General features: G+C 51.4%; 14 protein-coding genes. All 14 read left to right on the top strand.

Annotation, left to right across the window (positions count from 1 at the left end; all coding sequences use genetic code 11):
• Window positions 1–3: 3 nt before the first annotated feature.
• Window positions 4–819, top strand: a complete 816-nt coding sequence (gene atpB / locus ACOTX1_RS11935; protein ID WP_003862373.1) for a F0F1 ATP synthase subunit A — start codon at window positions 4–6, stop codon at window positions 817–819.
• Between the two features lie 49 nt (window positions 820–868).
• Complete coding sequence (gene atpE / locus ACOTX1_RS11930) at window positions 869–1108, top strand: F0F1 ATP synthase subunit C (protein ID WP_000429386.1); 240 nt, start codon at window positions 869–871, stop codon at window positions 1106–1108.
• Window positions 1109–1156: 48 nt separating this feature from the next.
• Complete coding sequence (gene atpF, locus ACOTX1_RS11925; RefSeq protein WP_003862370.1) at window positions 1157–1627, top strand: F0F1 ATP synthase subunit B; 471 nt, start codon at window positions 1157–1159, stop codon at window positions 1625–1627.
• A gap of 14 nt (window positions 1628–1641) precedes the next feature.
• Complete coding sequence (gene atpH, locus ACOTX1_RS11920; RefSeq protein WP_003862369.1) at window positions 1642–2175, top strand: F0F1 ATP synthase subunit delta; 534 nt, start codon at window positions 1642–1644, stop codon at window positions 2173–2175.
• Between the two features lie 12 nt (window positions 2176–2187).
• Window positions 2188–3729 (top strand): F0F1 ATP synthase subunit alpha, encoded by a 1542-nt coding sequence (atpA, locus tag ACOTX1_RS11915; protein ID WP_003862367.1) that lies wholly within the window; start codon window positions 2188–2190, stop codon window positions 3727–3729.
• Window positions 3730–3780: 51 nt separating this feature from the next.
• On the top strand, window positions 3781–4644 hold the full coding sequence (gene atpG, locus ACOTX1_RS11910; protein ID WP_003862364.1) for a F0F1 ATP synthase subunit gamma: 864 nt from the start codon (window positions 3781–3783) through the stop codon (window positions 4642–4644).
• A gap of 31 nt (window positions 4645–4675) precedes the next feature.
• On the top strand, window positions 4676–6058 hold the full coding sequence (gene atpD, locus ACOTX1_RS11905; RefSeq protein WP_003862362.1) for a F0F1 ATP synthase subunit beta: 1383 nt from the start codon (window positions 4676–4678) through the stop codon (window positions 6056–6058).
• A 20-nt stretch (window positions 6059–6078) separates the two neighbouring features.
• A complete protein-coding gene (locus tag ACOTX1_RS11900) occupies window positions 6079–6498 on the top strand; it encodes a F0F1 ATP synthase subunit epsilon (RefSeq protein ID WP_003862360.1) in 420 nt (139 codons plus the stop codon).
• Between the two features lie 138 nt (window positions 6499–6636).
• The gene (glmU, locus tag ACOTX1_RS11895) at window positions 6637–8007 is read left to right on the top strand and encodes a bifunctional UDP-N-acetylglucosamine diphosphorylase/glucosamine-1-phosphate N-acetyltransferase GlmU (protein ID WP_023315069.1); all 1371 of its coding nucleotides are present in this window, start codon (window positions 6637–6639) and stop codon (window positions 8005–8007) included.
• 240 nt (window positions 8008–8247) lie between these two features.
• Window positions 8248–10077, top strand: coding sequence for a glutamine--fructose-6-phosphate transaminase (isomerizing) (gene glmS / locus ACOTX1_RS11890; protein WP_023315070.1), 1830 nt, complete (start codon window positions 8248–8250; stop codon window positions 10075–10077).
• A 448-nt stretch (window positions 10078–10525) separates the two neighbouring features.
• Window positions 10526–11089, top strand: a complete 564-nt coding sequence (locus tag ACOTX1_RS11885) for a chaperone-usher fimbrial major subunit (RefSeq protein ID WP_023315071.1) — start codon at window positions 10526–10528, stop codon at window positions 11087–11089.
• An 81-nt stretch (window positions 11090–11170) separates the two neighbouring features.
• Window positions 11171–11863, top strand: a complete 693-nt coding sequence (locus ACOTX1_RS11880; RefSeq protein ID WP_044596304.1) for a fimbrial chaperone — start codon at window positions 11171–11173, stop codon at window positions 11861–11863.
• 21 nt (window positions 11864–11884) lie between these two features.
• Window positions 11885–14416: a fimbria/pilus outer membrane usher protein gene (locus tag ACOTX1_RS11875; protein ID WP_023315073.1), complete on the top strand. Its 2532-nt coding sequence runs from the start codon at window positions 11885–11887 to the stop codon at window positions 14414–14416.
• Complete coding sequence (locus tag ACOTX1_RS11870; RefSeq protein ID WP_263522121.1) at window positions 14413–15456, top strand: fimbrial protein; 1044 nt, start codon at window positions 14413–14415, stop codon at window positions 15454–15456. Before ACOTX1_RS11875 ends, ACOTX1_RS11870 begins: the two co-directional genes overlap by 4 nt.
• The last annotated feature ends 147 nt before the right edge of the window (window positions 15457–15603 follow it).

Below are 15603 nucleotides of genomic sequence, written 5' to 3'. Positions count from 1 at the left end.
ATCATGGCTTCAGAAAATATGACGCCGCAGGATTACATAGGTCACCATCTGAATAACCTTCAGCTGGACCTGCGTACATTCTCGCTGGTGGATCCACATAACCCCCCGGCCACCTTCTGGACGATCAACATCGACTCCATGTTCTTCTCGGTGGTTTTGGGTCTTCTGTTCCTGGCCATGTTCCGTAGCGTTGCTAAAAAGGCGACCAGCGGTGTTCCAGGGAAATTCCAGACGTTCATCGAGATGATCATCGGCTTCGTCCATGGCAGCGTGAAAGACATGTACCATGGTAAGAGCAAACTGATTGCTCCGCTGGCCCTGACCGTGTTCGTTTGGGTCTTCCTGATGAACCTGATGGACCTCCTGCCTATCGATTTCTTACCTTGGATCGGTGAGCACGTACTCGGCCTGCCTGCACTGCGCGTGGTTCCGTCTGCCGACGTGAACATCACCCTGTCGATGGCGCTGGGCGTATTTATCCTCATTCTGTTCTACAGCATCAAAATGAAAGGCGTAAGCGGCTTTGTGAAAGAGCTTACCTTGCAGCCGTTCAACCACTGGGCGTTTATTCCGGTCAACCTGATTCTGGAAGGCGTTAGCCTGCTGTCCAAACCTGTTTCACTGGGTCTGCGACTGTTCGGCAACATGTATGCGGGTGAGCTGATTTTCATTCTGATCGCGGGTCTTCTGCCGTGGTGGTCACAGTGGATTCTGAATGTGCCATGGGCCATTTTCCACATCCTGATCATTACGCTGCAAGCCTTTATCTTCATGGTTCTGACGATCGTCTATCTGTCGATGGCGTCTGAAGAGCACTGATTTTTTACCAACACTACTACGTTTTAATTGAAACAAACTGGAGACTGTCATGGAAAACCTGAATATGGATCTGCTGTACATGGCTGCCGCTGTGATGATGGGTCTGGCGGCTATCGGTGCTGCGATCGGTATCGGCATCCTCGGGGGCAAATTCCTGGAAGGCGCAGCGCGTCAACCTGATCTGATTCCTCTGCTGCGTACTCAGTTCTTTATCGTTATGGGTCTGGTGGATGCAATCCCAATGATCGCTGTAGGTCTGGGTCTGTACGTGATGTTTGCTGTCGCGTAGTAGTTGTTTTAAAACCCCAAGCCACAGAAATTTAAGAGGTATTGTGCTGTGAACATGAACGCAACAATCCTCGGCCAGGCCATCGCGTTTATTCTCTTTGTCTGGTTCTGCATGAAGTATGTATGGCCGCCTTTAATGGCTGCCATCGAAAAACGTCAGAAAGAAATTGCTGACGGTCTGGCTTCCGCAGAACGCGCTAAGAAAGATTTGGACCTTGCACAGGCCAACGCGACAGACCAGCTGAAAAAAGCGAAAGCTGAAGCTCAGGTAATCATTGAACAGGCTAACAAACGCCGTTCTCAGATCCTGGACGAAGCCAAAGCTGAAGCAGAACAGGAACGTACTAAGATCGTGACACAGGCTCAGGCTGAAATTGAAGCTGAGCGTAAACGTGCTCGTGAAGAACTGCGTAAGCAGGTTGCGATTCTGGCTGTTGCTGGCGCCGAGAAGATCATCGAACGTTCCGTGGATGAAGCTGCTAACAGCGACATCGTGGACAAACTTGTCGCTGAACTGTAAGGAGGGAGGGGCTGATGTCTGAATTTGTTACGGTAGCTCGCCCCTACGCCAAAGCAGCTTTTGACTTTGCTGTCGAACACCAAAATGTCGATCGCTGGCAGAATATGCTGGCGTTTGCCGCTGAGGTGACGAAAAACGAACAAATGGCCGAGTTGCTTTCTGGTGCGTTAGCGCCTGAAACCCTCGCCGCGTCGTTTATCGCCGTGTGCGGAGAGCAACTGGATGCCAACGGCCAGAACCTGATTAAGGTGATGGCGGAAAATGGTCGTCTCCGTGTGCTCCCGGATGTTCTCGAGCAGTTTGAGCACTTACGTGCCCTTAGTGAAGCTACCGCTGAAGTTGAAGTAACTTCCGCGACTGAACTGAGTGACGAACAGCTTGCGAAAATCACCGCCGCGATGGAAAAACGTCTGTCACGCAAAGTTAAGCTGAATTGCAAAATCGATAAGTCTGTAATGGCAGGCGTAATCATCCGCTCGGGTGATATGGTCATTGATGGCAGCGTACGCGGCCGTCTTGAGCGCCTTGCAGACGTCTTGCAGTCTTAAGGGGACTGGAGCATGCAACTGAATTCCACCGAAATCAGCGAACTGATCAAGCAGCGCATTGCTCAGTTCAATGTTGTGAGTGAAGCTCACAACGAAGGTACTATTGTTTCTGTAAGTGACGGTGTTATCCGCATCCACGGCCTGGCCGATTGTATGCAGGGTGAGATGATTTCCCTGCCGGGTAACCGTTACGCTATCGCACTGAACCTGGAGCGCGACTCCGTAGGTGCCGTTGTGATGGGTCCATACGCTGACCTCGCCGAAGGCATGAAGGTTAAGTGTACTGGCCGTATTCTGGAAGTGCCGGTTGGCCGTGGCCTGCTGGGTCGCGTTGTTAACACCCTGGGTGCGCCAATCGACGGTAAAGGTCCGGTTGAGCACGATGGCTTCTCACCAATCGAAGTTATCGCACCAGGCGTTATTGACCGTCAGTCTGTTGATCAGCCAGTACAGACGGGTTATAAGTCTGTTGATGCCATGATCCCAATCGGTCGTGGTCAGCGTGAACTGATCATCGGTGACCGTCAGACCGGTAAAACCGCGATGGCAATCGACGCCATCATCAACCAGCGTGACTCCGGCATCAAATGTGTGTACGTGGCTATCGGCCAGAAAGCGTCCACCATTTCCAACGTGGTTCGTAAACTGGAAGAGCACGGCGCACTGTCTAACACCATCGTTGTGGTAGCAACCGCGTCTGAATCTGCTGCACTGCAATACCTGGCACCATACGCCGGTTGCGCAATGGGCGAATACTTCCGTGACCGCGGTGAAGATGCGCTGATCGTATACGATGACCTGTCTAAACAGGCTGTTGCTTATCGTCAGGTTTCCCTGCTGCTCCGTCGTCCACCAGGACGTGAAGCATTCCCGGGCGACGTATTCTACCTCCACTCTCGTCTGCTGGAGCGTGCTTCCCGCGTTAACGCGGAATACGTCGAGAACTTCACCAAAGGTGAAGTGAAGGGTAAAACAGGTTCTCTGACCGCCCTGCCGATCATTGAAACCCAGGCGGGTGACGTTTCTGCGTTCGTTCCGACCAACGTAATCTCCATTACCGATGGTCAGATCTTCCTGGAAACCAACCTGTTTAACTCCGGTATTCGTCCGGCGGTTAACCCGGGTATCTCCGTATCCCGTGTGGGTGGTGCTGCTCAGACCAAGATCATCAAGAAACTGTCCGGTGGTATCCGTACCGCGCTGGCACAGTATCGTGAACTGGCTGCGTTCTCTCAGTTCGCATCCGATCTGGACGAAGCAACCCGTAAACAGCTGAGCCACGGTCAGAAAGTGACCGAGCTGCTGAAGCAGAAACAGTACGCGCCAATGTCTGTTGCTCAGCAGGGCCTGGTACTGTTCGCGGCTGAACGCGGTTACCTCGAAGATGTGGAACTGGCGAAAATCGGTAGCTTCGAAGCCGCTCTGCTGGCTTACGTCGACCGTGATCACGCTCCGCTGATGCAAGAGATCAACCAGACCGGTGGCTATAACGACGAAATCGAAGGCAAGCTGAAAGCTATCCTCGATTCCTTCAAAGCAACCCAATCCTGGTAATCGTCCGGCGGCTTGTCTCAGGACAAGCCGTCTGGCATTGAGGAGAAGCTCATGGCCGGCGCAAAAGAGATACGTAGTAAGATCGCAAGCGTCCAGAACACGCAAAAGATCACTAAAGCGATGGAGATGGTCGCCGCTTCCAAAATGCGTAAATCGCAGGATCGCATGGCGGCCAGCCGTCCTTATGCAGAGACCATGCGCAAAGTGATTGGTCACCTTGCAAACGGTAATCTGGAATATAAGCACCCTTACCTGGAAGAACGCGACGTTAAGCGCGTGGGCTACCTGGTGGTGTCGACTGACCGTGGTCTGTGTGGCGGCTTGAACATTAACCTGTTCAAAAAACTGCTGGCGGATATGAAAGGCTGGTCCGATAAAGGCGTTCAGTGCGATCTGGCACTGATTGGCTCTAAAGGCGTCTCTTTCTTTAACTCCGTTGGTGGCAACATTGTCGCTCAGGTGACCGGTATGGGTGATAACCCGTCCCTGTCCGAACTGATCGGCCCGGTTAAAGTGATGTTGCAGGCCTACGATGAAGGCCGTCTGGACAGACTGTACGTTGTCAGCAACAAATTTATTAACACCATGTCTCAGGTGCCTACGCTCACTCAGATGCTGCCGTTACCGGCATCAGAAGATGACGAGCTGAAACAGAAAGCCTGGGATTACCTGTATGAACCCGATCCGAAACCGCTGCTGGATACCCTGCTGCGTCGTTACGTTGAATCTCAGGTTTATCAGGGCGTTGTAGAAAACCTGGCCAGCGAGCAGGCCGCACGAATGGTGGCGATGAAAGCCGCGACCGATAATGGCGGCAGCCTGATTAAAGAGCTGCAGTTGGTTTACAACAAAGCTCGTCAGGCCAGCATTACTCAGGAACTCACCGAGATCGTCTCGGGGGCCGCCGCGGTTTAACCAGGTTTACGAATTACGTAGAGGATTCAAGATGGCTACTGGAAAGATTGTCCAGGTAATCGGCGCCGTGGTGGACGTCGAGTTCCCTCAGGACGCCGTACCACGCGTGTACGACGCGCTTGAGGTACAGAATGGTAACGAGAGCCTGGTGCTGGAAGTTCAGCAGCAGCTCGGCGGCGGTATCGTGCGTACCATCGCCATGGGTTCTTCCGACGGTCTGCGTCGTGGTCTGGAAGTAAAAGACCTTGAGCACCCGATCGAAGTCCCGGTAGGTAAAGCAACACTGGGTCGTATCATGAACGTATTGGGTCAACCAATCGACATGAAAGGCGACATCGGTGAAGAAGAGCGTTGGGCTATCCACCGCGCGGCACCTTCCTACGAAGAGCTGTCCAGCTCTCAGGAACTGCTGGAAACCGGCATCAAAGTTATCGACCTGATGTGTCCGTTCGCGAAGGGCGGTAAAGTCGGTCTGTTCGGTGGTGCGGGTGTAGGTAAAACCGTAAACATGATGGAGCTGATCCGTAACATCGCGATCGAGCACTCCGGTTACTCCGTGTTTGCGGGCGTAGGTGAACGTACTCGTGAGGGTAACGACTTCTACCACGAAATGACCGACTCCAACGTTCTGGATAAAGTATCCCTGGTTTACGGCCAGATGAACGAGCCACCAGGAAACCGTCTGCGCGTTGCGCTGACTGGCCTGACGATGGCTGAGAAGTTCCGTGACGAAGGCCGTGACGTTCTGCTGTTCGTTGATAACATCTACCGTTACACCCTGGCCGGTACTGAAGTATCTGCACTGCTGGGTCGTATGCCTTCAGCGGTAGGTTATCAGCCTACGCTTGCGGAAGAGATGGGTGTTCTTCAGGAACGTATCACCTCTACCAAAACTGGTTCTATCACCTCCGTTCAGGCGGTATACGTACCTGCGGATGACTTGACTGACCCATCTCCAGCCACCACCTTTGCTCACTTAGATGCAACCGTGGTACTGAGCCGTCAGATCGCGTCTCTGGGTATCTACCCGGCCGTTGACCCGCTGGACTCCACCAGCCGTCAGCTGGATCCACTGGTTGTTGGCCAGGAGCACTACGACACCGCGCGTGGCGTACAGTCCCTGCTGCAACGTTATCAGGAACTGAAAGACATCATCGCCATCCTGGGTATGGATGAACTGTCTGAAGAAGACAAACTGGTGGTAGCACGTGCGCGTAAGATCCAGCGCTTCCTGTCCCAGCCGTTCTTCGTTGCGGAAGTATTCACCGGTTCTCCAGGTAAATACGTTTCCCTGAAAGACACCATCCGTGGCTTTAAAGGCATCATGGAAGGCGAATACGATCACCTGCCAGAGCAGGCGTTCTACATGGTTGGTTCCATCGAAGAAGCCGTGGAAAAAGCCAAAAAACTTTAACGCCTTAATCGGAGGGTGATATGGCAATGACTTACCACCTGGACGTCGTCAGCGCAGAGCAACAAATGTTCTCTGGTCTGGTCGAGAAAATCCAGGTAACGGGTAGTGAAGGTGAACTGGGTATTTTCCCGGGTCACGCACCGCTGCTCACCGCCATTAAGCCTGGTATGATCCGCATCGTTAAACAGTTCGGTCATGAAGAGTTTATCTATCTGTCCGGCGGCATTCTTGAAGTGCAGCCAGGCAGTGTGACCGTTCTGGCCGATACCGCTATTCGTGGCCAGGATCTCGACGAAGCGCGAGCCCTGGAATCGAAGCGTAAGGCTGAAGAGCACATTAACAGCTCTCATGGTGACGTGGATTACGCTCAGGCGTCTGCGGAGCTGGCCAAAGCGATCGCGAAACTGCGCGTTATCGAGTTGACCAAAAAAGCGATGTAACACCGGCTTGAAAAGCACAAAAGCCAGTCTGGATCCCAGGCTGGCTTTTTTTTTCGGCCTTAATTCATGATGAAAAAGATGTAGAATTTTAAGCATCAAACGTTTTTACTTCTCACACAAACTACCGTCAGGATGCGTATGTTAAACAGTGCGATGAGCGTGGTGATCCTTGCCGCAGGCAAAGGTACCCGCATGTATTCCGATCTGCCTAAAGTGCTCCACACGCTGGCAGGAAAGCCAATGGTTCAGCATGTTATTGATGCAGCGAATGAATTAGGCGCCAGCCAGGTGCATCTGGTTTATGGACATGGCGGCGATCTGCTGAAAAAAACGCTGCGTGACGACAATCTCAACTGGGTGCTTCAGGCAGAACAGCTGGGTACGGGTCATGCAATGCAGCAGGCTGCACCCTTCTTCGCTGATGATGAAGATATCCTGATGCTCTACGGCGACGTCCCGCTGATCTCCGTTGAAACCCTTACTCGCCTGCGTGAAGCCAAACCGCAGGGTGGCATCGGTTTGTTGACCGTCGTGCTGGACGATCCAACCGGCTATGGCCGCATTACGCGTGAAAACGGCAACGTGACGGGGATTGTTGAGCATAAAGATGCCACTGACGAACAGCGCCAGATTCAGGAGATCAACACCGGCATCCTGATTGCGAACGGTGCGGATATGAAGCGCTGGCTGTCCAGACTCAACAATAACAACGCGCAGGGTGAATACTACATCACCGACATCATTGCGATGGCTTACCAGGAAGGGCGTGAGATTGCTGCCGTTCATCCGGCGCGTATCAGCGAAACGGACGGGGTAAACAACCGTCTCCAGCTTTCCCGTCTTGAGCGTATTTACCAGTCCGAGCAGGCAGAAAAGCTGTTGCTCGCGGGCGTTATGCTGCGAGATCCGGCGCGTTTCGATCTGCGTGGCACGCTGACCCACGGGCGCGACGTTGAAATAGATACTAACGTTATCCTGGAAGGTAACGTCACGCTGGGCAACCGCGTCAAAATCGGCACCGGCTGTGTGATTAAAAACAGCGCGATCGGTGACGACTGCGAAATCAGCCCGTACAGCGTGGTGGAAGATGCCCATCTTGAGGCGGCCTGTACGATTGGCCCATTTGCGCGTCTGCGCCCGGGCGCTGAGCTGCTGGAAGGTGCTCACGTAGGTAACTTCGTGGAAATGAAAAAAGCGCGTCTGGGTAAGGGCTCTAAAGCGGGTCATCTGACCTATCTGGGCGATGCGGAAATTGGCGACAACGTAAACATTGGTGCAGGGACGATTACCTGTAACTATGACGGCGCCAATAAGTTTAAAACCATCATTGGTGATGACGTGTTTGTAGGCTCCGATACCCAGCTGGTGGCGCCTGTTACCGTGGGCAAAGGCGTGACCATTGCCGCCGGGACAACCGTTACGCGCGATGTGGCCGAGAACGAGCTGGTGTTAAGCCGCGTTCCGCAGGTCAGCAAGCAGGGCTGGAAACGCCCGGTGAAGCAGAAGTAACGGATTTATACCCCTCACCCTAACCCTCTCCTCACAGGGGAGAGGGGATTGTTCGGTGCGGTGTTTTTCTCCCTCGCCCCTTTGGGGAGAGGGCCGGGGTGAGGGGATAACATAATCCTCCCCTCACAAGCAGTACCCATAAAAATAACCCCACTCTCTACAAGGCTCGGGGCGCCCGGAAAGGGCAAATACAGGTCAGCGACAACGCATGGCATAACGCCATAATCAGGAAATATAACTATGTGTGGAATTGTTGGCGCAGTTGCGCAGCGTGATATTGCTGAAATCCTTCTCGAAGGTTTACGTCGTCTGGAATACCGTGGTTACGACTCAGCCGGGCTGGCTGTCGTTGATGCAGAAGGTCATATGACCCGTCTGCGCCGTCTCGGTAAAGTGCAGATGCTGGCCCAGGCTGCGGAAGAACATCCGCTGCACGGTGGCACCGGTATTGCGCATACCCGCTGGGCGACCCACGGTGAGCCATCTGAAGGCAACGCACACCCGCATGTGTCTGAACACATCGTGGTCGTGCATAACGGCATTATCGAAAACCACGAACCGCTGCGTGAAGAACTGAAAGCGCGCGGCTATACCTTCGTCTCTGAAACCGACACCGAAGTGATTGCTCACCTGGTGCACTGGGAGCTGGCAAAGGGCGGTACACTGCGTGATGCGGTGCTGCGCGCTATCCCTCAGCTACGTGGTGCTTACGGTACGGTGATCATGGATTCCCGCGACCCGTCCACGCTGCTGGCCGCGCGTTCCGGTAGTCCGATGGTGATTGGTCTGGGCATGGGTGAAAACTTTATCGCTTCCGACCAGCTGGCGCTGCTGCCGGTTACCCGTCGCTTTATCTTCCTGGAAGAGGGAGACATTGCCGAGGTGACACGTCGCAGCGTGACCGTATTCGACACAAAAGGCGAGCAGGTTAAGCGTCAGGAGATCGAATCAAACCTGCAATACGACGCGGGCGACAAAGGTGCTTACCGTCACTACATGCAGAAAGAGATCTACGAACAGCCAAACGCCATTAAAAACACCCTGACTGGTCGCATCAGCCATGGTGAAGTGGATCTGAGCGAGCTGGGCGCCAATGCCAACGAACTGCTGAGCAAAGTCGAGCACATTCAGATCGTGGCCTGCGGTACCTCTTACAACTCCGGTATGGTCTCGCGCTACTGGTTTGAATCCCTGGCGGGTGTGCCGTGTGATGTGGAAATCGCCTCTGAGTTCCGCTATCGCAAATCTGCGGTGCGTCGTAACAGCCTGATGATCACCCTTTCTCAGTCTGGCGAAACGGCCGATACCCTGGCGGCGCTGCGTCTGTCTAAAGAACTGGGTTACCTCGGCTCGCTGGCCATTTGTAACGTGCCGGGCTCTTCGCTGGTACGTGAATCCGATCTGGCGCTGATGACCAAAGCGGGTACCGAAATCGGCGTGGCTTCCACCAAAGCGTTTACTACTCAGCTGACCGTTCTGCTGATGCTGGTGGCGAAACTGGCGCGTCTGAAAGGCCAGGATGCTTCCGTTGAACACGACATCGTGCATGGCCTTCAGGCGCTGCCGAGCCGTATTGAGCAGATGCTGTCTCAGGACAAACGCATTGAGGCGCTGGCTGAAGATTTCTCTGACAAACATCACTCCCTGTTCCTGGGGCGTGGCGATCAGTATCCGATTGCGCTGGAAGGCGCACTGAAGCTCAAAGAGATCTCTTATATTCACGCTGAAGCCTATGCGGCAGGCGAGCTGAAGCATGGCCCGCTGGCGCTGATCGATGCGGATATGCCAGTTATCGTGGTGGCACCTAACAACGAACTGCTGGAAAAACTGAAATCTAACATCGAAGAAGTGCGCGCCCGTGGTGGTGTTCTGTACGTCTTTGCGGATAAAGATGCCGGTTTCGCCAGCAGCGACAACATGCACATCATCGAGATGCCGCATGTGGAAGAGGTGATTGCGCCGATCTTCTACACCGTACCGCTGCAACTGCTGGCTTATCACGTCGCGCTGATCAAGGGCACCGACGTAGACCAGCCACGTAACCTGGCTAAATCGGTTACCGTTGAGTAATCACTTCCTGTAAAAAGGCTGCCATTTGCGTGGCAGCCTTTTTATTTGTTGCTACTTCTTTACACGCCTCATTTTTACTTTCTTGTGTACCCTATGGCGTAAAATGTTTCATGTAAAACATGTGGTTACATTTTTTTCGCTCTCCGTTTTTTGGACTTGTGCTGTTGCAAAAACGATCAAATAATAATTGTTTATTATTAAGATATTAATATATTCCTAAAATAATCCTCCTGCCAGTAGATATCGCATTTATTGTTTGTGGCTGATATTTATAACATGATTGAATCTGATACATTTCATTCATCCTTCTTAAAATAAAATATTACAAGCTGGAAAACTTATTTGTCAGAGGCGTTTTTAGGATCGTAATATTACGCCGCTTCAAATTTAATCATTTTATTTGGTTAATAAATAAAATATCAGCGATATAAAATTAATAGGGGTTGTCATGAAACTAAATGCTATCGCCAGCGCAATAATCTTGTCTTCATCCATATTATCTGGTGCTGCTCTGGCATCTGATGGTACTGTACATTTCCGTGGTGAGATCATTGATAGCGCTTGTGAAATTACCACCGTTACGAAAGAACAAAACGTTGATTTAGGTAAAGTCAGTAAAACGGCATTCAACGGTGTAGGCAGCACCTCCGCACCAACGCAATTCACTATCAGCCTGGAGAAATGCCCGCCAACCTATACCAAGGCATCGGTTCGATTTGACGGTACTGAAGCTGGCAATGGCGATCTGGCGATAGGTAACCCGGAAAAAACAGGCACGCCAGGCGACTTTACGGGTACAGGCGACGCGGTCACTGCAACGGGCGTAGCGATTCGTATCTATAACCGCGCAGACAACTCTCAGGTTGAGTTATACAAAGATTCTGCCACAACTGATATTGTGGATACTAAGGCCGATTTAAAATTCATTGCACGTTATATTGCAACCTCTACGACCGTAACGCCAGGTACAGCTAACGCTGACTCTCAGTTCACCGTTGAATATGTGAAATAATTACATTTATTAGTTAAAAGACGCCCTTATTCGCGTTGCTAATAATAAACATTTTAAGGGCGTCAACTAATGAGAGGCTGTATGGTTGCTTTTACACGTTTATTTAAAACATTCATGGCTGCGACAATGTGTCTCAGCTCGTCAATAGCCTGTGCAGGCATCATTGTCGGCGGCACGCGCGTCATTTTTTTGGCTGATAGTCCTGATGCCACCATATCGATTTACAACAAAGAGAGCGATCTGCCGTACCTGATACAAACCTGGGTCGACCCCTTTGACAAAGAAGATAAACATAAACCGCCTTTTACCGTCATACCACCCGTTTCCAGGCTTGAGCCAATGCAAGAAAAGGTCTTACGCGTACTTAAAATGGCCGGGACGTTGCCCACCGATCGCGAATCCGTTTTTTGGCTGAACATAAAAAATATTCCGCCATCCAGCAGTAAAAAAGAGACCAGCTCGCTGGAAATTGCGATTAAGACACGTATCAAACTGTTCTGGCGACCGGCGGCTATTACGTTAATCCCTGAGAAGGCGGTAGCGAACGTCGCATGGTCAAAACAAGGTCGGCAACTTATTGTTCAGAATAATAATCCTATCCATATCAATATCATGGATGTATCAGTTGATGGTAAAGACATACCAGTCAATATGATCAAACCCTTTGAAAAACTCTCGCTGACATTACCACCAGGAAGTGCAGGCCATACGCTTGTTTGGCGTTTTATTAATGATTACGGCGCCGTCAGCAACCCAGTAAAACAGGTGCTTTAATATTCTGATAGGGATGTCTTAATGATTGGCTTACGTCACTGCATTGCCATGATATCGGGGTTATGTCTGAGCATTCCTGTTCAGTCATTAGCACAGGACAGCCTGTTTAACCCGAAACTTCTGGAAATCGATCATCCGGTCGATGTCGATATTCGTCAATTTAACCGTTCCAACGCGCTTCCCCCTGGCAGCTATAAAGTTGATGTATTCATTAACGGCAAATTTTTTGAACGTAAGGAAGTGACGTTTGTGCAGGATGCTCCCGAGGACGAACTCCATCCTTGCTACGTCGCTATCAATGATGTCCTTATATCTTACGGCGTAAAGGTTGAGGCGTTGAAAACGCTGCGTGGAGTGGATAGCACCGCCTGCGTCAACCCCGCTCCGTTGGTGGAGGGATCACGCTGGCTATTCGACGGCAACAAGCTGGTGTTGAACATCTCCATTCCACAAATTTATCTTGATTCAGCGGCGTATGATTATATTAGTCCCTCGCGATGGGATGAAGGCATTAACGCCTTGATGACCAACTATGACTTTTCCGGTTCGCATACTCTTCGATCAAATTATGATTCTGAGGAGGATGACAGCTACTACCTGAATTTGCGCAATGGTCTTAATCTCGGGTCCTGGCGGCTTCGCAACTACAGCACAGTGGATTCGACAGCAGGCAGCGCTGAGTACCACTCCATCAGCAGCTATGTGCAGCGAGATATCGCCGCGCTACGCAGCCAGATCATGGTTGGCGATACCTGGACCGCAAGCGACATCTTTGACAGTACGCAGATCCGCGGCGTCAGACTCTATACCGATGACGACATGCTACCGTCCAGTCAGAATGGCTTTGCGCCGATAGTGCGCGGTATCGCAAAAAGCAACGCGACCGTGACGATCCGCCAGAATAACTATGTGATCTATCAGTCGGCGGTACCGCAGGGCGCGTTTGAAATCACCGATCTGAATACCACCAGCGGTGGCGGCGATCTGGACGTAACAATCAAAGAGGAAGACGGCAGCGAGCAGCGTTTTACACAGCCTTACGCTTCTCTGGCAATACTGAAACGCGAAGGACAGACCGACGTTGATGTCAGCGTCGGTGAAATGCGCGCTGAGAGCGGCTTTACACCCGATGTGTTACAGGCGCAGGTATTACACGGGATGCCGTGGGGATTAACGCTCTACGGTGGAACGCAGGTTGCGCAAGATTATGCCTCCGCAGCTATAGGGATGGGGAAGGATATGGGTGCGCTGGGTGCGATGTCGCTAGATATAACCCAGGCTCGCTCGTCTTTTGACAATGGCGACGAGGAAAAAGGGCAATCATACCGTTTCCTCTATTCCAAACGATTTGATGATACAGATACCAATTTTCGTCTCGTAGGATACCGGTACTCTACAGAAGGCTTTTATTCACTAACCGAGTGGGCATCTCGCCAGAATGATGTTTCTGATTTCTGGAACATGGGAAACCGGCGTAGTCGCCTGGAAGGTACCTGGACCCAATCGTTGGGGCCCGATCGGGGAAATTTCTACCTGACGCTGAGCCGTCAGCAGTACTGGCACACCGATGAGGTCGAGCGTCTGCTTCAGCTTGGTTACAGCAATAACTGGCGGCAGATATCATGGAACCTGACATGGAATTATACCGACTCGATCAACCGCTATTCCAGCGGCAGCCACAGCGACGACTACACCGATAGCGAACATATTTTTATGTTCACGGTTTCTTTGCCGCTCTCTGGCTGGTTGGAAGGGAGTTACGTTAACTACTCCATGACCCAGAATAATCATAACGACAGTAGCATGCAGGCCGGGATCGGCGGCACTCTGTTGGAAGGCCACAATCTGGCGTATAGCGTGCAGGAGTCCTGGACGAATACATCGAATAATACCCATAGCAGCAATGCCAGCCTGAACTACGACGGCACCTACGGATCGATAAATGGCAGCTACGCCTATAGCCAGGATTCGCAGCGTATAAACTACGGGGCGCGTGGCGGTATTCTGATTCACCGCGACGGCGTGACCTTTTCCCAGGAGTTGGGTGAAACGGTGGCGCTAGTGGAAGCGCCAGGAGCGGGCGGCCTGTCGATTGAAAACACGACCGGGGTAGCGACGGACTGGCGTGGATACACCGTCAAAACGCAGCTTAATCCTTACGAAGAAAACCGTATAGCGATTAACAGCAACTATTTTTCACGTGCTAACGTCGAACTGGATAATACCGTTGTTAATCTTGTACCTACCCGCGGCGCGGTAGTGAAAGCAGCGTTTAAAACTCGCATCGGCTATCGCGTTTTATTCAGCGTCATTATGGCTAACGGCAAACCTGCGCCGTTTGGCGCAATGGCGACGGCCGATCTGGATACGGGAACGGTAACCGGGATTGTGGGGGATAACGGCGAGCTTTATCTTTCAGGAATGCCCTTAGTTGGCCGTTTTAATATTACTGGTCAATCCATCTGCCAGGTTGAGTATCATCTCGAAGCGCCAAAGGACAATGGGCTGTTACAACTGCCGGTAACATGCGCTAATAACGGAGTATCAAATTGAATATCGTTAAATTAATCATCGTGCTGTGCATCTGCGCAGTGTGCCAGCACGCATGGTCTGCGGATACATATTGCGAAGCTAAAGGCGGTACACACCACAGCATACTTTCGTTTTCCGGCACTACGCTCAGCGCCTCACAGAATAAAGCTGGCCAGACAATTAGCAAACAAGTAGATAACGGTGGTCAGTATGAAGGGGTATGCCACTGTAATCGCGATTATAACTATGTTTACTTTACAGCCAAAGATAACCCCGCCTTGCAGAAAAGCGTCAGCCGAAATAAAGTGCAATACTATGTATTAGATGAGTATTTAGATGTTGGATTGTCGATCATGATCATGGGGCGCGGTTATATCAACGTTCCCTTTGAGGACCGGCCTAACAACCCCAGTGGTTATTACAACTGCGTTAATTCCCTTAATACGACCGCCTTTACAAGCGGTTCCGACGCAACCATTTATTTTTATGTCAAAGAACCGTTTATCGGCACCGTTACTATTCCGTTGACGTTACTCGCTTCGCTGTATGCTAATACTTCTAGTGTATTAGCCACCGACTATGGCAATAAACTGGCTGATGTTTTTATTCAAGGGGATATTACCGCGCCGCAGGAGTGTGAAGTTAACGGCGGTCAAATCATTGAAGTGGATTTTGGTAAAATCTCTGCGTCTTCATTTTCATCTGTAGCGGGCACTGGCCTTTCCGATAAGAAAATACCCATCAAGGCGTCGGTAAGATGCACTGGGATGAGCTCAGGGCAAGATGTTGAAGTTTCACTCCATGCCACCCAGGCAGGCGCGTTTTCAACCATGATTGAGACAACAAACCAGGATGTGGGTATTAAGGTCTACGACGAGTTTAATCAAGAAGTGGATGTTAACGGCGGACGCATGGAAACGGACATGGGAACCCGTTCTCGACTGGGTGTGGAGACGGGTGAGTTTAATTTTTCTGCTGCGCCGGCGAGCGCGACGGGAGCTAGGCCTGAGCCAGGAACGTTTACCGCGACTGCCACCATTACGATGGAAATTAAAAACTGATTCGTCAACGGCTGTTTATGACAGCCGTTGTCATATTGCGCTTTTTGAACCAGACTAAACATGCTTATTGTGACAATTTTATGGCAGGGGGTTGAATATATAATTATCATTTTCAATGACTTATATCCAACGCCTTGATTGTCATAA

This window comes from Enterobacter cloacae complex sp. IR5401 (assembly GCF_049238425.1).
Classification (GTDB): domain Bacteria; phylum Pseudomonadota; class Gammaproteobacteria; order Enterobacterales; family Enterobacteriaceae; genus Enterobacter; species Enterobacter hormaechei_C.
This window is presented reverse-complemented; position numbering and strand designations above follow the sequence as displayed.